17 protein-coding genes are annotated in these 20,191 nt (G+C 72.6%); 11 read left to right on the top strand and 6 right to left on the bottom strand.

Annotation, left to right across the window (positions count from 1 at the left end):
• Positions 1–50 precede the first annotated feature (50 nt).
• From eccCa to ABZS40_RS00445, 4 genes are all read left to right on the top strand, one after another.
• Positions 51–4,034, top strand: a complete 3,984-nt coding sequence (gene eccCa, locus ABZS40_RS00460) for a type VII secretion protein EccCa (protein WP_354940067.1) — start codon at positions 51–53, stop codon at positions 4,032–4,034.
• A 74-nt stretch (positions 4,035–4,108) separates the two neighbouring features.
• A complete protein-coding gene (gene mycP / locus ABZS40_RS00455; protein WP_354940065.1) occupies positions 4,109–5,449 on the top strand; it encodes a type VII secretion-associated serine protease mycosin in 1,341 nt (446 codons plus the stop codon).
• A gap of 53 nt (positions 5,450–5,502) precedes the next feature.
• Positions 5,503–6,294 carry a phosphatase PAP2 family protein gene (locus ABZS40_RS00450; protein WP_354940062.1) on the top strand — a complete coding sequence of 264 codons (792 nt, stop codon included), beginning with the start codon at positions 5,503–5,505 and terminating at the stop codon, positions 6,292–6,294.
• Between the two features lie 37 nt (positions 6,295–6,331).
• Positions 6,332–7,039, top strand: a complete 708-nt coding sequence (locus tag ABZS40_RS00445; protein WP_354940060.1) for a phosphatase PAP2 family protein — start codon at positions 6,332–6,334, stop codon at positions 7,037–7,039.
• Between the two features lie 19 nt (positions 7,040–7,058).
• Here the strand turns inward: ABZS40_RS00445 and ABZS40_RS00440 are convergent, their stop codons facing one another.
• The 6 genes from ABZS40_RS00440 to ABZS40_RS00415 all read right to left on the bottom strand — a co-directional run bounded on the left by ABZS40_RS00440 (position 7,059) and on the right by ABZS40_RS00415 (position 12,406).
• Positions 7,059–8,237 (bottom strand): MarP family serine protease, encoded by a 1,179-nt coding sequence (locus tag ABZS40_RS00440; protein ID WP_354940057.1) that lies wholly within the window; start codon positions 8,235–8,237, stop codon positions 7,059–7,061.
• Positions 8,238–8,300: 63 nt separating this feature from the next.
• A complete protein-coding gene (locus ABZS40_RS00435; protein WP_203122963.1) occupies positions 8,301–8,993 on the bottom strand; it encodes a CoA pyrophosphatase in 693 nt (230 codons plus the stop codon).
• The gene (locus ABZS40_RS00430) at positions 8,990–9,682 is read right to left on the bottom strand and encodes a redoxin family protein (protein WP_354940054.1); all 693 of its coding nucleotides are present in this window, start codon (positions 9,680–9,682) and stop codon (positions 8,990–8,992) included. Before ABZS40_RS00430 ends, ABZS40_RS00435 begins: the two co-directional genes overlap by 4 nt.
• Positions 9,679–10,467, bottom strand: coding sequence for an endonuclease III (nth, locus tag ABZS40_RS00425; RefSeq protein ID WP_354940051.1), 789 nt, complete (start codon positions 10,465–10,467; stop codon positions 9,679–9,681). The genes ABZS40_RS00430 and nth overlap by 4 nt, the downstream gene beginning before the upstream one ends.
• A 41-nt stretch (positions 10,468–10,508) precedes the next feature.
• Complete coding sequence (locus ABZS40_RS00420) at positions 10,509–11,687, bottom strand: CapA family protein (protein ID WP_354940048.1); 1,179 nt, start codon at positions 11,685–11,687, stop codon at positions 10,509–10,511.
• A gap of 11 nt (positions 11,688–11,698) precedes the next feature.
• Positions 11,699–12,406 (bottom strand): adenosylcobinamide amidohydrolase, encoded by a 708-nt coding sequence (locus ABZS40_RS00415; protein WP_354940045.1) that lies wholly within the window; start codon positions 12,404–12,406, stop codon positions 11,699–11,701.
• 143 nt (positions 12,407–12,549) lie between these two features.
• On the opposite strand from ABZS40_RS00415, the gene ABZS40_RS00410 reads away from it, so the two are divergent.
• From ABZS40_RS00410 to ABZS40_RS00380, 7 genes are all read left to right on the top strand, one after another.
• A complete protein-coding gene (locus ABZS40_RS00410) occupies positions 12,550–13,227 on the top strand; it encodes a Crp/Fnr family transcriptional regulator (RefSeq protein ID WP_007466162.1) in 678 nt (225 codons plus the stop codon).
• 113 nt (positions 13,228–13,340) lie between these two features.
• On the top strand, positions 13,341–14,084 hold the full coding sequence (locus tag ABZS40_RS00405; protein WP_354940042.1) for a metallophosphoesterase family protein: 744 nt from the start codon (positions 13,341–13,343) through the stop codon (positions 14,082–14,084).
• A 97-nt stretch (positions 14,085–14,181) separates the two neighbouring features.
• Positions 14,182–14,787: a TetR/AcrR family transcriptional regulator gene (locus ABZS40_RS00400; protein WP_354940039.1), complete on the top strand. Its 606-nt coding sequence runs from the start codon at positions 14,182–14,184 to the stop codon at positions 14,785–14,787.
• Positions 14,788–14,824: 37 nt separating this feature from the next.
• A complete protein-coding gene (locus tag ABZS40_RS00395; RefSeq protein WP_354940036.1) occupies positions 14,825–15,622 on the top strand; it encodes a TIGR03084 family metal-binding protein in 798 nt (265 codons plus the stop codon).
• Positions 15,619–17,283 (top strand): acyclic terpene utilization AtuA family protein, encoded by a 1,665-nt coding sequence (locus tag ABZS40_RS00390; protein ID WP_354940033.1) that lies wholly within the window; start codon positions 15,619–15,621, stop codon positions 17,281–17,283. Before ABZS40_RS00395 ends, ABZS40_RS00390 begins: the two co-directional genes overlap by 4 nt.
• 55 nt (positions 17,284–17,338) lie before the next feature.
• Positions 17,339–18,535 (top strand): acyl-CoA dehydrogenase family protein, encoded by a 1,197-nt coding sequence (locus ABZS40_RS00385; RefSeq protein ID WP_354940030.1) that lies wholly within the window; start codon positions 17,339–17,341, stop codon positions 18,533–18,535.
• On the top strand, positions 18,532–20,133 hold the full coding sequence (locus ABZS40_RS00380) for a carboxyl transferase domain-containing protein (protein ID WP_354940027.1): 1,602 nt from the start codon (positions 18,532–18,534) through the stop codon (positions 20,131–20,133). Before ABZS40_RS00385 ends, ABZS40_RS00380 begins: the two co-directional genes overlap by 4 nt.
• Positions 20,134–20,191 lie beyond the last annotated feature (58 nt).

Genomic DNA, 20,191 nt, shown 5'->3' with positions numbered 1-20,191 from the left:
TTACCTACCATGAGCCAGGCTCGGGTTACCCAGCGCTGTCAGGAGGCCGAGTGTCCACCGTCGTCATCAAGCGCCCACCGCGCCGACCAGCGCCGGAGATTCCCGCCGGTGAGCTGTCGGTAGACGCACCGCCGGAGATCCCCGTGGTGACCGGCGGGCGGTGGCAGCAGTTGCTCATGCTGCTGCCCATGCTCGGCGGCACCGTGGCGATGGCGATGATGTTCGGCCGGGGCGGCGGCGCCTACTCGTACGTGGTGGGCGGCATGTTCGGGCTCTCCTCGTTGGCGATGCTGGTGACGACCTGGGGCAGCGCCTCCGGCACACCGAAGAAGTCCGAGATGATGGCCGCCCGCAGGGAGTACCTGCGCCACCTGGCCACGCTGCGGCGGCGGGTCCGGCGGACCGCGGGCCAGCAACGGGCCGGGCTCTACTACCGGCACCCGGATCCGGGCCGGCTCTGGTCGACGGTGGACAGCCACCGGGTCTGGGAGCGGCGCCCCGCCGACCCCGATTTCGCCGTGGTGCGGGTCGCCGTCGGGCCGCAGACACTGGCCACCCCACTCGTCCCACCGGTCACCCGGCCGCTGGAGGAGCTCGAGCCGATGACCGCCGGCGCGCTGCGCCGCTTCCTGGACGCGTACTCCGTGGTGCCGGACCTGCCGGTGGCGCTGTCGCTGCGCAGCTTCGCCCGGGTGCACGTACGCCCCGCCGGCCGCAGCCGGGCGACCACCCCGACCACGGGCGGGCCACCCACCGGCGACCCGGCGGCGCAGGCGCTGGTCCGGGCCGTGCTGACCCAGCTGGCGGTCTTCCACGCCCCCGACGAGCTGCTCGTCGCGGTCTGCGCCGGGCCGGAGCGCCGCGCCCGCTGGGAGTGGGTCAAGTGGCTCCCGCACGCCCACCACCCCGGCCGCACCGACGCGCTCGGCCCGGTACGCCTGGTCACCAGCTCCGCCGCCGAGTTGGAGTCGCTGCTTGCCGACGTGCTGGCCACCCGGTCCCGGTTCAGCCCGGCCGGCCCGGCCACCGACGGTCCGCACGTGGTGGTGGTCCTCGACGGCGGCGACCTGACCGGCGCCAGTGACCTGACCGGCGACGGCGGCATCGACGCGGTCACAGTGCTGGACCTGGACACCCCGCCGCCCCGACTGCTGGACCGGTACGCGCTGCTGCTGGAGTTGCACGGCCGGCGGCTGCACTCGCGGTCGTCCGACGGGCACGCCGAGGTGGGCACCGCCGACCAGTTGGACCTGGCCGACGCCGAGGCGGTCGCCCGACGGTTGGCGCCGCTGCGGCTCGCCGGCGCGGCCCGCGGACCGGACGCCCCCCTCCAGGCCGACCTGGGCCTCCCCGAGCTGCTCGGTCTCGGTGACCCGGAGAGCTTCACTGTGGAGCAGGCCTGGTTGCCGCGCTCGGCACGGGATCGACTGCGGGTGCCGATCGGGGTGGGCGCGGACGGCGGCGCCATCGAGCTGGACCTCAAGGAGTCCGCCCAGGACGGCATGGGTCCGCACGGCCTGCTCATCGGGGCGACCGGCTCCGGCAAGTCCGAGCTGCTCCGCACGCTGGTGCTGGGGCTCGCCGCCACGCACAGCTCCGAGCAGCTCAACTTCGTGCTCGTCGACTTCAAGGGTGGCGCGACCTTCACCTCCTTCGACCGGCTGCCGCACACCGCGGCCGTGATCACCAACCTGGCCGACGCGTTGCCCCTGGTCGATCGCATGGTGGACGCGATCAACGGGGAGTTGGTCCGCCGCCAGGAGTTGCTGCGGCGCGCCGGAAACTTCGCCAGCGTGCGCGACTACGAGCGGGCCCGGGCGGCCGGCAGTCCCCTCGCACCGCTGCCGTCGTTGCTGCTGATCTGCGACGAATTCTCGGAGCTGCTCTCCGCCAAGCCCGACTTCATCGACCTGTTCGTGCAGATCGGCCGGCTGGGCCGCTCGCTCGGCGTGCACCTGCTGCTCGCCAGCCAACGCCTGGAGGAGGGCCGCCTCCGCGGCTTGGACACCCACCTCTCGTACCGGATCGGGTTGCGCACCTTCTCGGCACTGGAGTCCCGGACGGTGCTCGGCGTGGCGGACGCGCACGAGCTGCCCCGCTCACCGGGCCACGGCTACCTGCGTGCCGGCACCGACCCGCTGGCCCGGTTCAAGGCCGCGTACGTCTCCGGTGCCGTCCGCCGTCGGGCCGCGCCGGGCGGCGTCGCCGCCGAGGGAGGCGCGCGGCTGCTCACCTTCACCACCCACGTCGTACCGGTGCCCGAGCCGACAGCCCCGGTAGTGCCCGTCGTGGCGGAGGAGGAGGGCGGTAGGACGCTGCTCGACCTGCTGGTGGACCGGCTCGTCGGGCAGGGCCCGCCGGCGCACCAGGTCTGGCTCCCGCCGCTCGGCCAGCCGCCGGCCCTGGACGAGCTGCTCGGTCCGGTCGAGGTGCACCCGAGACGCGGGCTGACAGTGGGCAACCCGGAGTTGCACGGGGCACTCGGCGTGCCGATGGCGGTGGTGGACAAGCCGTTGGAGCAACGCCGGGACCTGCTCTGGCTGGCGCTGGACGGCGCTGCCGGGCACGTCGCGGTGGTCGGTGCGCCGCAGAGCGGCAAGTCCACCGCTCTACGCACGCTGATCTGCGCGTTGGCGCTCACCCACACACCTGCCGAGGTGCAGGTCTACTGTCTCGACTTCGGCGGCGGTGGGCTGGCCGCGCTGCGCGACCTTCCACACGTCGGCGGGGTGACCGGCCGCGCCGACCCGACCGCCGTACGACGCACCGTCGGCGAGATGACCACACTGCTGGTCGATCGGGAACGCCGCTTCGCGGAGCTGGGCGTGGAGTCGATGGCCGCGTACCGGCAGCGCCGAGCGGCAGCGGGTACGGCCGGCCAGCCGGGCGCCGACCCGTACGGCGACGTGTTCCTGGTGATCGACGGGTGGAGCACCATCCGCGGGGAGTACGACGACCTGGAGCCACTCGTCACCGACCTCGCCACCCGGGGTCTGTCGTACGGGGTGCACGTGGTCGCCACCGGGCTGCGCTGGCTGGATTTCCGCCCGGCGATCCGGGACCTGTTCGGCTCCCGGCTGGAGCTGCGCCTCGGGGACCCGACCGACTCGCTGGTGGCCCGGCGCGCGGCCGCCAACGTGCCCGAGCGCTCCGGCCGAGGGGTGACCGCTGAGGGCCTGCACTTCCTCACCGCGCTGCCCCAGCTCGGTACCTCCGGCGGCGACACCGCCGACCTGGTCAAGAAGGCCGCCGACGGGTGGGCGGGCACTCCGGCGCCCCGGGTGCGGCTGCTTCCGCCGGTGCTGCCGTACGCCGAACTGGACCTCACCTCGACGACCGGGCTGCGGCTGCCGATCGGGATCGCGGAGGCGGACCTGCGCCCGGTGCTGCTCGACTTCGCCACCGAGCCACACTTCGTGGTCTTCGGGGACTCGGAGTGCGGCAAGTCGTCGTTCCTGCGCGCGCTGGCCACGTCGATCATCACCCGGTTCACTCCCGAGCAGGCCCGGGTGATCCTCGTCGACTACCGGCGCAGCCTGCTCGGCGCCATCGAGACGCCACACCTGATCGGGTACGGCACCGCGGCGGCACACACCGCCGACCTGGTCGAGTCGGCCGCCGGTTACCTGGAGCGGCGGGCTCCCGGGCCGGAGGTCACCCCGCAGCAGCTGCGGGACCGGTCCTGGTGGTCCGGGCCGGAGCTGTTCGTGCTGGTGGACGACTACGACCTGGTGGCGGCGGGGCCGGCGAACCCGTTGCGCGCGCTGGAGGAGCACCTGCCACACGCCCGGGACATCGGGCTGCACCTGGTGCTGGCCCGCCGATCCGGTGGGGCGAGCCGAGCCCAGTACGAGCCGATCGTGCAGCGCCTGCGGGAACTGTCCACCGCCGGCCTGGTGATGGCGGGCAGCCCTGAGGAGGGGGCACTCGTCGGGCCGGTGCGACCCGGACCGCTGCCGCCGGGGCGTGGTCGGCTGGTCACCCGGCGGGAGGGCGTACGCCTCGTTCAGCTGGCGCAACTGCCGCCGCAATGACCTGACTCGCCGGTTCTTCCCGTGACGGGTGGGGAAACCGGTAATCTCCGATCGTCATGGTTCCGTCGGGATGAATGGCTGGGGATGTGACTGGGGTGCGGTACAGCGGTCCGTCAGCGGCCCGACGAGCGACCAGCCGGGCGCTGCTCGGCGTGGCCGCGGCGCTTGCCGTCGTGGCCCCGACCGCTGCGGCCGTGCCCGTCGCCACGCCCACCAACGGTGGACAGCTCGCCGGCGCGCCGATGGCGTTCGCCCCCGGTGACGCCGTGGCCCGCACCGATCAGGTCCGCGACGAGCAGTGGCAGCTCGACGAGTTGCAGGCCGAGACGGCGTGGCGCAGCTCGACCGGCCGGGGCGTGACAGTGGCGGTGGTCGACTCCGGAGTGGACGGCAACCACCCCGACCTGGTCGGCCAGGTGCTGCCCGGCAAGGACCTGGTCGGCCCCGGTGGTGCGCCGGGCCCGGATCCGGTGGGTCACGGCACCACGGTCGCGGGCCTGATCGCCGGGCGCAACGACGACAAGCGGGGTGTGGTCGGCCTGGCACCGGACGCCCGGATCCTGCCGGTCCGTGTGCTGGACGAGGAGAACCGTTACGACGACGCGCTGATCGTCGCCCAGGGGGTCCGCTGGGCGGTCGACAACGGCGCCCGCGTGATCAACCTGTCGCTGGGCGGCAGCGGCGACAGCCCGGCCCTGGCCGCCGCCCTGGACTACGCGTTCGTCCGGGACGTGGTCGTGGTCGCCTGCACCGGCAACCTGGCCACCTCCACCAGCACCAAGGTCTGGTACCCGGCTCGGGAGCCGGGTGTGATCGCGGTGTCCGGTCTCGAACGCAGCAGCGACAACATGTGGTCCGGCTCGATCACCGGCCGGGCGACGGTGCTCACCGCTCCCGCCAGCGGGCTGGTCGGCGCCAAGCCTCCCGGCGGGTACTGGCGGGTGCAGGGCACCAGCTTCGCCGCGCCACTGGTCGCGGCGACCGCCGCGCTGGTCCGGTCCCGCTATCCGCAGATGCCCGCGGGTGAGGTGGTCAACCGGTTGTTGGTCACCGCCCGGGACCTGGGCCCCACCGGGCGGGACGACCGCTTCGGGTACGGGGCGGTCGACCCGGTGGCCGCGTTGACCGCTCAGGTGCCGCCGGTGACCGCCAACCCGCTGGACGACCAGACGTCGCCGGGCGTGACCGGTTTCGGTCCGGCGCCCGGCTCGGTCGACGACGATCCGGTGGCCGGTGCCGGTGCCGATCCACTCGGTCTCGCCGCATCCGGTCAGCAGAGCCGCTGGACGGCTCGGGCGGCAGGCGGTCAGGACACCTCCGCTCCGAAGCAACTGTGGACCACTGTCGTGTTCCTCGTCGCTCTGGTCGGCGGTGCGGGCCTGATGGTGCGCCGGCTGCGTCAGCGGACCCGTTGATCGGGGCCGACCGGCTCGGCCTGACCGGCTGCCCGGCCGGGTAGAACGGACCCATGAGTACGCACCGACCGCCCACCCTCGCCCCCACCGGCCAGCCGTCCTGGCGGCACCGCCGATTCGACAGGGACCACGCGCTGGGTCTGCGGCTCACTCTCGCCGCGACAGCGGCGTTTCTGGTGCTGGTGCCGTTCGCGCTGCTCACACTGCTGGTGCTCGGCGCCTGGGCACCACTGCGCCGGCTGGACACGGCGGTCACCGACGCGCTGCACGGCCACGCCCAGGATCACCCGGCCTGGGTCGTGCTGATGCGGGTCTGGACCGAGGTGTTCGCACCGATGCCACTGCGCGCCGTCGCCCTGCTCCTGGTGGTCTGGCTGCTGCGCAGGGGAGCCCGCCGGCTGGCCCTCTGGGCGTCCACCACCATGGTCGTCGGTGGGTTGGTCGGTCCGCTGCTCAAGTTGCTGGTCGGCCGGGACCGGCCGGAGTTGCTGGACCCGGTGGCCCGGGCCGCCGGTTACTCGTTCCCCTCCGGGCACGCGTTGAACGCCACACTGGCCGCCGGGGTGCTGCTGCTGGTGCTCCTGCCGTACGCCGGGCGGGGGGCGGCGCGGGTCGCGCTCTGGTTGGTGGCGGTCCTGCTCACAGTGGTGACCGGGCTGAGCAGGGTGACGCTCGGCGTGCACTTCACCAGCGACGTGGTGGGTGGATGGCTGCTCGGTGTGGCGGTGGTCGCGGCCACCACCGCCGCGTTCACCAGTTGGCGGGCACACACCGGTCTCCGGCCGGTCCGGCCGACCCGCGACGGCGTCGCTCCCGAAGTCGAGCGGCATCCGGAAGCGGCCTGAGGAATGACGACGAGGCCGGCCGGGTACTGGCCGACCCATGTCCGAGACCGTGGTCCAGATCGTCCGGCGGGTGCTGCTGCCGGTGTCCCTCCTGCTCGGGCTCATGGTGCTGCTCGGGATGCTGGTCACCCGGGTGTTCGCCCGGACCTGGCCGTTCACCGTGGAGGACGCGGTGAACCGGGAACTGGCCGCCGACCGCACTGGCGAGTGGAACAACGTCTCGCTGGTGTTCAGCACGCTGGCCAGCACGCAGATGATCGTCGTGGTCACCGTGCTGGTGGCGTTGGCGCTGCGGCTCTGGCTGAAGCGCTGGCGCGAGCCGCTGTTCCTGTGCGCGGCGGTGACCGCCCAGGCGCTGGTGTTCCTGCTGACCACGCTGGCGATCGACCGACGGCGGCCGGCGGTGGAGCACATGGACGTCTCGCCACCCACGTCGAGCTTTCCGTCCGGGCACACCTCGGCGGCAGTGGCGCTCTACGTCGGCATCGCCGTGCTGATGGCACTGCGGGCACGGAGCACCGGAGCGAGGGTCGCCTGGTGGACGCTGCTGTTGATGGTGCCGCTGGGCGTGGCGCTGACCCGGATGTACCGGGGAATGCACCACCCGAGCGACGTGGTGGCGTCTTTCCTCAACGGCGGCGCGTGCGTCGCGATCATGGCCCGTGCCGTGCTGGACCGAGGGCTGCGGTGGGGCCGGGCGAAGCTACCTACCGTCGGGCGTCGCGCCCTGCCGGCCCAGAACTGACCTGACCTCGCGGCGACGCTCAGGTGCACTCGCCGGTGGCGACCTGCCTGTTGCGTTCGGCCCCGGCCAACGCCACCGGGCGGGCCTCGGCCGCCGTCACCGCGAAGCCGGTGTTCGGGTCGTCGGACGCCGCCGCGAAGATCACACCGAGCACCAGGCCGTTGGCGGAGAGCAGCGGACCGCCCGAGTTGCCGCTGCGCACCAGCGCCCGGATCGTGTAGATCTCCCGGGTCACCTCGTTGGACGAGTAGATGTCCGGACCCTTGATCCGGTCGACGTCCCGGACCCGCGCCGACTGCGCGTTGTACGGGCCGTCGAGCGGGAAGCCGAGCACTATGGCGTCGGAGCCGCTGCCCGCGTTGCCGGCGGCGAACCGCAGGGACGGCCCGGGCAGCCCGGGCACGAGCAGCACCGCCAGATCCCGGTTCGGGTCGTAGACCACCACCTTGCCGTCGTACCGCTCGCCGCCCAACTCCACGGCGACCGAGCGGGTGCCGGCCACCACGTGCGCGTTGGTCATCACCCGGTCGTCCGCGTACACGAAGCCGGAACCCTCGATCCGGCGTGAGCAGCTGGGCGCGGAGCCGAGCACCTTGACGACCGACTGCTGACCGCCGACCACCACCTGCGAGCCGGCCAGTGCCGGGTCCGGCGGGTCGACCTGCCGGGCCCGGGTGGGCGCGAGGTCACCGAAGACGTCCGGGAACCCGTCGGTGTCGACGGTGTCCTCCAGCGCCGTGGACAGCTGGTGGGCCTGCTCCGGCAGGACCTGATTGACCACTGTGATCAACGCGCTGTTGCGGACCGAGGCGGCGAGCCAGGGCACCGAGGACGAGCCGAGCGGCACGGCGACGAGCCAGGCGAGCAGGAGCACCGCGAACAGCGAGACGAACGCCCCACCGACGTCGTCGGCCCGTCTGCCCACGTCGCTGGTGATCGTCTTGCGCAGGTGCGAGCCGAGCCAACCGGCGAGCGCCTGCCCGACCACGGCCAGCCCGAAGATGGCCACCAGCGAGATCAGCACGCGGGTGCCGGCGTCCACGAACTGTCTGGCGAACAGCGGCCCGAGCTGGAGACCCAGCAGTAGACCCAGGAAGAAGCCGGACAACGACGTGACGCCGATGACGAAGCCCTGGCGGTATCCGCTGATCGCGAACACGAGCATGAGCAGCAGCAGGACCAGATCCACGACGGACACGGGTCAAGCGTACGGGCAGTGTGCCCGCCGGATGACCATCGCTTGCGGATGGTGACCGTGCGGTCAGCGCAGGGCGTTCTCGTCGGCGTCGTCGGTGCCGGCGGACGGGGCCGGTGTCGCCCCGGTCGGCGGAAGCTCCACGACCCGGCCGCGCGACCACGGACGGGCCCAGCCGCCCATCTCGAGCAGGGTGGCGAGCACCCCGGCGGTGAAGCCCCAGACGAGCATCCCCCGCGCCGAGAACGCCGGCCCGATCCAGCCGCTCGGGTGGCGGACCCGCAGGCGGTTGGCCGGATCGACCAGCTCGCTGACCGGCAGGCGGGCGACGTGCGCCACCTCGGCCGGCTCCCGTGGGTGCACCGGGTGCGGGTCGTGCCACCAGGCCAGCACCGGCGTGACCACGAAGTCGCTGACCGGGATCCACAGCTTCGGCAGCTCGGCCAGCACTGTCACGCTGGAAGGGTCGAGGCCGACCTCCTCGTTCGCCTCGCGCAGGGCGGTGGCGCGGACGTCGGCGTCCTCCGGGTCGGCCGCACCTCCGGGAAAGGCGGGCTGGCCGGCGTGGTTGCGCAGGGTGGCGGCGCGTTGCAGGACCAGCACGTCGGGACCCGCGCCGGGCTGCTCGCCGAGCAGCACCAGCACGGCGCTCTCCCGACCGCCCTCGGCCGGGGTGGTCAGCCGGGTGAAGTCCTCGGCGCGGGCAGTGCCCAGCCGGGTCAGCAGCGGCTCGATCCACTCGGGGGGCCGACGGGTCACGCCGGCACCGCCAGACCGAGGTGCTGGCGGACCAGCTTGGCGAGCGTGGTGTCGTCGAGAGCGCCGCTCGCGTCGATGTGCCGGACCTGACCGTCGGCGTCGACGAAGAGGGTCAGCGGAATGGCGTTGCGCTTCAGCTCGCGCTGTAGCGCCTCGCCCTGGTCGACCAGCATCGGGAACCGGACGCCGAAGTCCTCCCCGATGGACTGGGCGCCGCTGCGGCTGTCCCGGCTGTTGACCCCGACCACCTGGAGCTGACCGGCGGCCCGCTCGCTGAGGCGCTGGAAGGCGGGCAGCTCCTTGCGGCACGGCGGGCACCAGGAGGCCCACACGTTGATCACCGCCGGCCCGGCCACCTCCCGCAGCACGACGGGGGCGCCGCCGGTGAAGCAGGAGAGCGTCAGCTCCGGCAGCGCCGACCGGCCAGCGGCGCGGGCCGTCGGGCCGGGCGTCCCGGAGGCCGTCGGGCCCGAGCCGGGCGACGCCGGAATCGCCGTTGCCGGGGTCGCCGTGCCGGAGCCGGGCGACGTGGCCGTGGGCGCCGTGCTCAGCCTGGCGCAGTCACGGAACGGGGATGGACGCTCGGCTGCGGCCGGCCGGGGAGCTGGCTCGTCGTCGGCCGTGCCGCTGGTGCAGCCGGCGACCGCCAGCAGCAGCGGCAGGACGGCGAGGGCGAGGCGGCGGTTCACGGCACCTCCGCCGTGATCGCCTGCGCCGGCACCAGCTCCGGGTCGACCCCGGCGGCCACCGCGAGGTCGCGCGCCCGAGGGCCCTTGAGCAGCTTGGCGGCGGCCGCCGGCTCGGTGGGGCCGGTGCCGTACGAAGGGCACAGCTTCGCGAGGGTGCAGGCGCCGCAGGCCGGCTTGCGGGCGTGGCAGACCCGTCGCCCGTGGAAGATGATCCGGTGCGAGAGCATGGTCCAGTCGCGCTTGTCGTACAGCGCGCCGATCGCGTGCTCGATCTTGACCGGGTCGGTCTCGGTGGTCAGCCGCCACCGGTGGACCAGCCGCTGGAAGTGCGTGTCGACGGTGATGCCCGGGACGTCGAAGGCGTTGCCCAGGATCACGTTGGCGGTCTTGCGGCCTATGCCGGGGAGCGTCACCAGGTCGACGAGCCGGCCCGGGACCGCGCCGTTGTACCGGTCGAGGAGGGCCTGACCGAGCTTGAGCAGTGAGTCGGTCTTGTTGCGGTAGAAACCGGTGGGCCGGATCAGCTCCTCCATCTCGCCCCGGTCGGCGCCGGCGTACGCGGCAGCGCTCGGGTAGCGGGCGAAGAGCTTCGGGGTGACCTCGTTGACCTTCTTGTCAGTGCATTGCGCGGACAGGATCGTGGCGACGGCCAGCTCCAGAGCGTTGGAGTGGTCCAGCTCACAATGCGCGTCGGGATGCGTCTCGGTCAGCACCCGGCCGATCTTGCGGGCACGGCGTTTGCGCCCGAGGTCGGTCTCGCTGGCACCGGGAGGGCTACTGGTCACGACGGTCAGCCTACGTCGCACCCCGGACGCTCCTCGTCGGGTCAGCCGCCGGTCGGCGGCGAGATCTTCCCCTGCCCGTCGAGGCGAGCGCCGCCCTTCGGGAAGTCGGCGCGGCTCAACTCGGTGACCAGGCCCAGGCCCCGGTCGTCCGGGTCCATCGTCGGCTTGCCGGCGGAGTTCATGTACGTGGAGGCGAACGAGCCGCCGGCCCAACTGCCGTCCGGCTTGAGCGACACCTTCAGCACCCCGCCCCAGCCGAGGCGGCCGGCGTTGCTCAGCGAGTTGCCGCCGCCGGCAAAGTTGCCAAGGCTGTACGCGATGAGGCGCCCCTGGTAGAACTCCATCCCTCGCAGCACGTGCGGGCCGTGCCCGACGATCAGGTCGGCGCCAGCGTCGATCATGGCGTGCGAGAACTTCACCGGGTCGCCCCGGTTCTCGCCGAGGAACATCTCGGTGCCCGGCTTCACCCGGGTCTTGTCGGCGCCCTCGCCACCCATGTGCACCTGCACCACGACCAGGTCGGCCATGGTGGCGGCCTTGGCGACAACCGCCTTCGCCTTGTCGATGTCGACGAGGCTGTTGGACCAGACGTACGACGAGAAGCCGGCGACGGCGACCTTGACGCCCTTGACGTCGACCACGGTGATCTCGTTCGGTGCGCCGGTGTGCTCCAGGTCGTACTTCTTCAGCGCCTTCTGGGTGTTCTCGTAGCCCTTGGGGCCGTAGTCGTACCCGTGGTTGTTGGCCTGGTTGAGCACGTCGAAGCCGGCTTCACGCAGGTGCGCGGCGTACTCCGGTGGGGCGCGGAACTGGAAGCAGCGGGTGGAGTTCGCCCCGCACTTACCGGTGCCGGTGTCGACAGTCAGCGGCTCCTCCAGGTTGCCCATCACCAGATCGGCCTTGAGCGCCTCGGTGACCGAGGTGAAGAAGCCCTTACCGCCGGCGGCGGGCAGCCGACTGGGCGCGTTGCCCATGATGATGTCGCCGGTGGCGGAGAGCGAGATCGCGCCACCCTGACCGGACGACGCCTGCCCGGTGGCCTTCGGGCCGGCCGTGGAGACCGGCGCGCCGGTGCCACCACCTCCCGCGCCGGGTTGCCAGACGGGCGCCTCACCACCGGGGTCGGCACAGCCGGCCACGAGGAGGGCGGCCAGCAGCGCGGCGAGGCCGAGGGCGACGCGGCGGCGCGGGCGGGACGCGAGGGGGGCGGGAGCATACATCGCCCGCGACCCTACCGGTCGTTAAACGCGCCGACGACAGCCGATCGGGTGGACTTTGCGCCAGTGAGCTGGTCGGACCACGGCACGACCGGCCGGGAACCACCGGCGAGCACCGCCGCGTGCACCGCTCGGGCGAGCGGCGCGCCCCAGGTGGAGCGCGGCCCGCCGTACGCGGCTTCCGGCCCGTCCAGCGGGCAGAGCACGGTGACCGCGTCGGTGGGCGTGCCGGTCCCCGGGACCCCCAGCTCGGTGATCGCCTGGGTCTTCGCCTCGGTCGCGGTGGCCACCGCGTTGACCAGCGCCGAGTCGGCGAGCCGGGCCGGCACGTACACCACGATGTTGACAGTGCCGACGCGTTGGGTGAGCGCGGCCGGCGTCGGAGCTGCCGCGGGCACCGGCGTACCGAGCCCGACCGTCGCCCAGGCCCGCACCCCGGCGTCGGTTCGCGCCACCACCTCGGCCACGTCGACACCGGTCAACAGGCCAATCCCAGGCCCGTCGAGGGCCAGCTCGGCGGCGAGCGAGGACAGGTGCGCCGCGGGGTCGTCCCGGTCGTACGACATCGCTACTGTCGCGTTCAAGACCCACCTCCGGACCCCGATGCCACCGCCCAGCGGGGCACTGCTGACCGCCCGAAGGGGCACGTCCGCGCGCCAGACGAGCAGCGGGACGCGCCGCCCGTCCTCGGCGCGGCTGGTCAGAGTCGGCTCGCTCAGCACGTCGGGCAGGTTACGCCCACCGACCAAGATTCCAGGGGCGACCTCTGATTCATGCTCACGTGCGCCTAGACTTGGCGGCGCGCGAGGGGATCAGCGGACGGCGGCCCCGGCCGACGGACGGCACGCGCAACCGGAGGTGCGCAATGGACGAGGTACTGGCCCGCAGCGGGATCTTCCAGGGTGTTGACCCGGAAGCTGCCGAGGCGCTTGCCAAGGAGATGGAGACGATCGAAGTCCGCAAGGGCGAGATCGTCTTCAATGAGGGCGAGCCCGGTGACAGCCTCTACATCCTGCTGTCCGGGAAGATCAAGGTTGGTCGCCGCGCAGCGGACGGCCGACAGAACCTGATCGCGGTGATGGGGCCGTCGGACATGGTCGGTGAGCTGTCGCTCTTCGACCCGGGTCCGCGTACGGCGACCGCCACCGCGGTGACCGACACCCGGCTGGTGCGGCTGCGTAAGCAGGCGCTGCGGCCGTGGCTCAACAACCGCCCGGAGATCGCCGAGCAGTTGCTCCGGGTGCTCGCCCGGCGGCTGCGCCGGACCAACGACTCGCTCGCCGACCTGATCTTCACGGACGTGCCGGGCCGGGTCGCCAAGAACCTGCTCCAGATGGCGGGCCGCTTCGGCACCCGCGACGGCGGCGTTCTGCGGGTGACCCACGACCTCACCCAGGAGGAGATCGCTCAGCTCGTCGGCGCCTCCCGGGAGACCGTCAACAAGGCGCTGGCGGACTTCGCCTCGCGCGGGTGGCTGCGGTTGGACGGCAAGAGCATCATCATCCTGGACCCGGAGCGCCTGGCCCGTCGCGCCCGCGTCTGAGCAGCACTTCGAACGTCCCCGCCTGCCGTCGTCGACGGTAGGCGGGGACGTTTGCCATCTGCCTGGCGCAGAATCGCTGGCCTCGGGGCGGTGCCGGCGGTGAGGGTGGGGCCATGGTGAACCGAGTTGCGGTGCTCTCCGACATCCATGGTGTCCTGCCGGCGCTGGAGGCCGTACTGGCCGAGCCGGACGTCACCGCTGCCGATTTGATCGTGCTCACCGGTGACATCGCCGCCGGTCCGCAACCGGTCGAGGTGCTGGACGTGCTCGCCGACCTGGGTGACCGGGTGTGCTGGGTCGGCGGCAATTGCGAACGCGAGCTGGTCGAGGCCCGGGCCGGTCGCCCGGCGTCGATCGAGGTGTCGAACTGGGCCGCCCTGCAGCTGCGCGACGACCAGGTGGCCCGGCTCGCCGCGCTGCCGGCGACGGTGACGCTGGAGATCGACGGCCTCGGGCCGACGCTGTTCTGCCACGCCACGCCCCGCGACGACGAGGAGGTCGTGCTCGTCGACTCCCGGATGGCCCGCTGGGCGGAGGTGTTCGACGGTCTGCCCGCCGAGGTCTCCACTGTGGTCTGCGGCCACACGCACATGCCCTTCACCCGGCTGGTCGACAGGCGTCTGGTGGTCAACCCGGGCAGCATCGGCATGCCGTACGGGGGCGCTGGCGCGTGGTGGGCGCTGCTCGGGCCGGGCGTCCAACTGCGCCGCACCGCCTTCGACGTGGACGCGGCCTGCGCCCGGGTGGCGACCGAGTCGACCTTCCCCGACGCAGCCGCCTGGGCCGACGAGTACCTGCGCTCCCAGCACAGCGACGCCGACGCCCTGACCGTCTTCGGCCCTCGCGACGGCCGCTGAGCGAGCAGTCGGAAGCCCGACCAGTGTCCATCCGAGCGTCGCGGGCTCAGAAAAAGTCAGTCTTGACTGTTTGTTTCTTAGGCCGCAGGCTGTCCCCGTGCCCACCGCATCGACACGTGTACCTCAGCAGGAACGCAGCCGCGCCACCCAGGCCCGGCTGCTGGAGGCGACGGTCGACTGCCTGATCGAGCACGGCTGGTCCGGCACCACGACCACAGTCGTCGCCGCGCGGGCCGGTGTGTCGCGTGGGGCGCAGCTGCACCACTACCCGACCAAGGCGGCGCTGGTGACGGCCGCCGTGGCCCATCTGGCCGAGCGCCGGGCCGACGAGTTGCGCACCGAGGCCGAGGCGCTACCGGCTGGCCCGCAACGGTTGGACCGGGTCGTCGACCTGCTCGCCGTGGCGTTCACCGGGCCGCTGTTCGTGGCCGCGCTGGAGCTATGGGTCGCCGCCCGCACCGATCGGGAGCTGCGGGACGCACTGGTGCCGCTGGAGGCGACGGTCGGGAGGGAGATGCACCGGCTCACCGTCGCCCTGCTCGGTGTCGACGAACGTCGACCCGGTGTCCGCGAAGCAGTGCAGGCCACGCTCGATCTGCTCCGTGGGCTCGGGGTGGCCAACCTGCTCAGCGACGACTCCGCCCGCCGCAACGCCCTGTTGACCACCTGGAAGCGCCAGCTCGCCACCCTGCTCACGCCCTGACCGCCGGCCGCACCGGCCACCACCGACCGGAGGCACCATGGTCGACCTCAGCGACCTGCTCACGGACCTGGCCGACGAGTCCGCCCAGCTGGACGCCCTGGTGGCGCCACTGCCCGTGGCCGACTGGGCGAGGCCGACCCCCGCGCCGGGCTGGAGCGTCGGGCACCAGATCGCCCACCTCGCCTGGACCGACGACGTCGCGCTGTTGGCCGCGACCGATCCCGAGGCGTTCTACGCCACCGTCACCGCCGCACCGGACGTGACCCGACTCGTCGACGTCGGCGCCGAGGAATTCCTCGCCCCGCCGGCCGAACTGCTCGCCCGCTGGCGGGCCGGGCGAACCGCGCTCGTCGACGCACTGGCCGCCGTTCCCGCCGGCGGCAAGCTGCCCTGGTACGGCACCCGGATGTCGGCCACCTCGATGGCCACCGCCCGGATCATGGAGACCTGGGCGCACGGCGCGGACGTGGCCGACGCCCTCGACGTGGTCCGCCCCGACAGCGACCGACTCCGGCACGTGGCGCACCTGGGCGTCCGTACCCTCGGGCACGGCTTCACCGCGCACGGCCGGGAGGCACCGACGGCGCCGGTCCGGGTCGAGCTGGTCGGCCCCGGCGGCGACACGTGGAGCTGGGGCCCGGCGGACGCCGCCGACCGGGTCACGGGTCCGGCTCGGGACTTCTGCCAGCTGGTCACCCAGCGCCGGCACCGCGCGGACCTCGCTCTGGTCGCCGCCGGACCGGTCGCCGACGAGTGGCTCGACGTGGCACAGGCCTTCGCCGGGCCGCCGGGTGACGGCCGGCAGCCGGCCGGCCGGAGCGGGGTACGGGCATGATCCGCATCGGCAACGCCTCCGGCTTCTACGGCGACCGGTTCACCGCCTGGCGGGAGATGCTCGACGGCGGTGAGTTGGACGTGCTGACCGGCGACTACCTGGCCGAGTTGACCATGCTGATCCTCGCCCGGGACCGCCTGCGCGACAGCGACCTGGGCTATGCGAAGACGTTCCTGCGGCAACTGGAGACCTGCCTCGGCACCGCCCTCGATCGCGGGGTGCGGATCGTGACCAACGCCGGCGGGCTGAACCCGGCCGGTCTGGCCGCCGCCATCGAGAAGCTCGCCCACCGGCTCGGCCTGCTTGCCCAGGTCGGGTACGTCGAGGGCGACACGATCCAGCGACCGGACGCGTTGAGCGCCAACGCCTACCTCGGCGCGTTCGGGATCGCCGCCTGCCTCGACGCCGGTGCGGACGTGGTGGTCACCGGCCGGGTCACCGACGCGTCGCTGGTGGTCGGCCCGGCCATCGCCCGGTACGGGTGGGGCCGAGACGACCTCGACGAACTGGCCGGGGCCACCGTCGCGGGGCACCTCGTCGAGTGCGGCGCGCAGGTCACCGGCGGCAACTTCAGCTTCTTCACCGAACTGCCCGACGGCGGTCATCGGCCCGGGTTCCCGATCGTCGAGGTGCACCCCGACGGCTCGTCGGTGGTCACCAAGCATCCGGGCACCGGGGGCGCTGTCACAGTGGAGACGGTCACCGCCCAACTGCTCTACGAGATCGGCGGGCCGTCGTACCTCGGGCCGGACGTGGTCACCCGACTGGACACTGTGACGCTGCACCCCGACGGGCCGGACCGGGTCCGGGTCTCCGGCGTACGGGGCACCCCGCCACCGCCCACGCTGAAGGTGGGCGTCAACAACCTCGGCGGCTTCCGCAACTCGATGACGTTCGTCCTCTGTGGTCTGCAGATCGAGGCCAAGGCGGCCCTGGTCCGTGGGCAGGTCGAGGAGGCGGTGGGCAAGGACGGGCTGGAGTTCACGCTGGCCCGGACCGACCATCCGGACGCCGCCGACACCGAGGCCGCCAGCGCCCTGCTGCACGTACACCTGCGCGACGGCGACAAGGCACGGGCCGGGCGCGCCTTCTCGGCCGCCGCGGTGGAGCTGGCTCTGGCCTCGTACCCGGGCTGCACGCTGACCACGCTGCCCGGTGACGCGACACCGTACGGCGTCTTCACCGCCGACGCGGTGCCGCAGGACGCGGTGGCGCACGTCGCGGTGCTGCCCAGCGGCGAGCGGGTGCCGGTCGCCCCGCCGATCCGCACCGCCCCCGCCACGCGGGACGAGTCGACAGCGGGTGGCGACGCGGCGGTCGACGGCCCGACCCGGCGCGGGGCACTCGGCGAGGTGGTCGGCGCACGCTCCGGGGACAAGGGCGGGGACGCGAACCTCGGTGTCTGGGCGCGTTCCGACGCCGGGTACGCGTGGCTGCGGACCTGGTTGACAGTCGAACGGCTGGCCGAGCTGGTGCCGGAGACCGCGCCGCTGTCGGTGCGGCGCTACGAGTTGTCGAACCTGCGCGCTGTCAACTTCGTGATCGAGGGCCTGCTCGGCGCGGGGGTGGCCGCGTCCACCCGGTTCGACCCGCAGGCCAAGGCGCTCGGCGAGCTGCTGCGTGCCCGCATCGTCGACCTACCGACGGAGATCGCCCCGTGAGCGCGAGGAGTGAGCCGATCTTGCGAGCCCCGCAGTCGCGAACAAGGGTGGCGCCGTGAGCATTGTCGACACCCCCGAGCGCCGGCAACTGCGCGAGCTGACCCGGGCGTTCGTGACCCGTGAGGTGTTGCCGCACCTGGACGACTGGGAGCGGGCCGGCGAGGTGCCCCGGGCGCTGCACGCGACAGCCGCACAGCTCGGCCTGCTCGGCATCGGCTTCCCGGAGTCGGTCGGTGGCAGCGGCGGTGACCTGCTCGACTCGATCATCGTGACCGAGGAGCTGATCCGATCCGGCGGCTCGTCCGGGCTGGTGGCGGCCCTGTTCACACACGGGATCGCGTTGCCGCACATGGTCGCTGCGGCCGGTGCCCGCACCGGTGGCTCGCTGGGCGGTCGGCTCGGCGGCGTCTCGTCACCGGGCGACGACAGCCTGATCGAGCGGTACGTGCGGCCCACGCTGTCCGGGACGATGATCGGCGCGCTCGCCATCACCGAGCCGGACGGCGGTTCGGACGTGGCCGGCATCCGCACGACCGCCCGCCGCGACGGCGACCACTACGTGGTGAGCGGGTCGAAGACGTACATCACCAGCGGGCACCGGGCCGACTTCGTGACCACCGCGGTGTGTACCGACTTCCCCGGCAGCGGCGAACTCACCCTGCTGGTCATCGACAAGGGGTCGCCCGGGTTCACAGCGGGACGCCGGTTGGAGAAGCTGGGCTGGCACTGCTCGGACACCGCCGAGCTGTCCTTCGCGGACGTGCGGGTGCCGGTCGCCAACCGGGTCGGCGCGGAGAACACCGGCTTCCTGGCGATCATGCAGCACTTCGCGGCGGAACGCCTGTCGCTGGCGACCCAGGCGTACGCGACAGCGCAGCGCTGCGTCGAGTTGGCGGTGCGCTGGTGCCGGGACCGGGAGACCTTCGGGCGTCCGCTGGCCAGCCGGCAGTTGATCCGGCACCGGTTGGCCGAGATGCACACCCGGGCCGAGGCGGCCCGGTCGTACGTGCACGACGTCGCGGGTCGGGTAGTCGCCGGCGAGCCGGTGGTGACCGAGGTGGCGATGGCGAAGAACGTGGCGGTGGCCGCCTGCGGCCACGTCGTCGACCAGGCGTTGCAGTTGCACGGCGGCTTCGGCTACCTGCGCGACGCCGAGGTGGAACGGCACTACCGCGACGCGCGGATCCTCGGCATCGGCGGCGGCACCACCGAGATCATGAACGAGATCATCGCGAAAGGCATGGGCCTGTGACCATCCTGGACAGCGCGGTCGACCCGTCCGCGCCCTCGTACGAGGCGAATCGGGCGGCGTTGTTGGAACGGCTGTCCGAGGTGGACGCCGCGCTGGACCAGGCACGGGCGGGTGGTGGCGAAAAATACGTGACCCGGCACCACGCCCGCGGCAAGCTGCTCCCCCGGGAGCGGATCGAGCTGCTGGTGGACGCCGACAGCCCCTTCCTGGAGCTGTCGCCGGTCGCCGCGTACGGCTCGGACTTCCCGGTCGGGGCCAGCGTGGTCACCGGCATCGGAGTGGTCGAGGGCGTGGAGTGCCTGATCGTCGCCAACGACCCGACGGTACGCGGCGGCGCGGTCAACCCGTGGTCTCTCGCCAAGACCCGGCGGGCCGGCGAGATCGCCCTGGCCAACCGTTTGCCGATGGTCAACCTGGTGGAGTCGGCCGGGGCGGACCTGCCCACCCAGGCGGAGATCTTCATCCCCGGTGGTCGGGTGTTCCGTGACCTCACCCGGCTCTCGGCGGCCGGCATCCCCACTGTCAGCGTGGTCTTCGGAAACGCCACTGCCGGTGGCGCGTACGTGCCGGGGATGTCCGACCACGTGATCATGATTCGGGACCGGTCACAGGTCTACCTGGCCGGTCCGCCGCTGGTGAAGATGGCGACCGGCGAGGTCACCGACGACGAGTCGCTGGGTGGCGCGGCGATGCACGCCGGCACGTCCGGGCTCGCCGACTACCTGGCTGCCGACGAGCGGGACGGCATACGGCTGGCCCGGCAGTGCGTCCGCCGGCTGAACTGGCGCAAGCAGGGCCCGTCGCCGCGGACGGCGGTGCCACAGCCGCCGAAGTACGACCCGGAGGAGTTGCTCGGCATCGCCAGCGCCGACCTGAAGGTGCCGTTCGACCCCCGGGAGGTGCTGGCCCGGATACTCGACGGCAGCGACTTCGACGAGTTCAAGCCGGCGTACGGGGACGCGCTGGTCACCGGTTGGGGCGAGCTGCACGGGTACCCGGTGGGTGTGCTGGCGAACGCCCGGGGGGTGCTGTTCAGCGCGGAGGCACAGAAGGCGGCCCAGTTCATCCAGCTCGCGAACGCCTCGGACACCCCGTTGATCTTCTTGCAGAACACCACCGGCTACATGGTCGGCACCGAGTACGAGCAGCGCGGCATCATCAAGCACGGCGCCCTGATGATCAACGCGGTGTCGAACTCGACAGTGCCGCACCTGACGGTGAACCTGGGCGCCTCCTACGGCGCGGGCAACTACGGCATGTGCGGCCGGGCGTACGAGCCCAGGTTCCTGTTCACCTGGCCGAACGCGAAGTCGGCGGTGATGGGCCCGGCGCAGCTCGCGGGGGTGCTCTCGATCGTGGCCCGGCAGGCGGCTGCCGCACGGGGGCGCGACTACGACGAGGATTCCGACGCGGCGATGCGTTTGATGGTCGAGCAGCAGATCGAGTCGCAGTCCGGAGCGCTCTTCCTCTCCGGCCGGCTCTACGACGACGGGGTGATCGACCCTCGGGACACCCGGACCGTCCTCGGGCTCTGCCTCTCGGCGATTCACAACGGACCGGTGAAGGGCGCCGACGGTTTCGGCGTCTTCCGGATGTAGACCGTGAGCGCGAGGAACGCAGCGAAGCGGAGTCCCGCAGTCGCGAACGAAAGGCAGG

Source organism: Micromonospora sp. NPDC005324, assembly GCF_040607155.1.
GTDB classification, from domain to species: domain Bacteria; phylum Actinomycetota; class Actinomycetes; order Mycobacteriales; family Micromonosporaceae; genus Micromonospora; species Micromonospora trifolii.
The sequence above is the reverse complement of the archived record's forward strand: the minus strand, read 5'-3'. Positions and strand labels throughout refer to the sequence as shown.

Bases quoted from the DNA above. Each gene is read 5' to 3' on its own strand.
- ABZS40_RS00450 (WP_354940062.1), top strand. From the start codon at position 5,503: ATGAGTACGCACCGACCGCCCACCCTCGCCCCCACCGGCCAGCCGTCC.
- ABZS40_RS00390 (WP_354940033.1), top strand. From the start codon at position 15,619: ATGATCCGCATCGGCAACGCCTCCGGCTTCTACGGCGACCGGTTCACC.
- ABZS40_RS00395 (WP_354940036.1), top strand. From the start codon at position 14,825: ATGGTCGACCTCAGCGACCTGCTCACGGACCTGGCCGACGAGTCCGCC.
- ABZS40_RS00420 (WP_354940048.1), bottom strand. From the start codon at position 11,687: ATGTATGCTCCCGCCCCCCTCGCGTCCCGCCCGCGCCGCCGCGTCGCC.
- ABZS40_RS00445 (WP_354940060.1), top strand. From the start codon at position 6,332: ATGTCCGAGACCGTGGTCCAGATCGTCCGGCGGGTGCTGCTGCCGGTG.
- ABZS40_RS00405 (WP_354940042.1), top strand. From the start codon at position 13,341: ATGGTGAACCGAGTTGCGGTGCTCTCCGACATCCATGGTGTCCTGCCG.
- mycP (WP_354940065.1), top strand. From the start codon at position 4,109: ATGGCTGGGGATGTGACTGGGGTGCGGTACAGCGGTCCGTCAGCGGCC.
- ABZS40_RS00410 (WP_007466162.1), top strand. From the start codon at position 12,550: ATGGACGAGGTACTGGCCCGCAGCGGGATCTTCCAGGGTGTTGACCCG.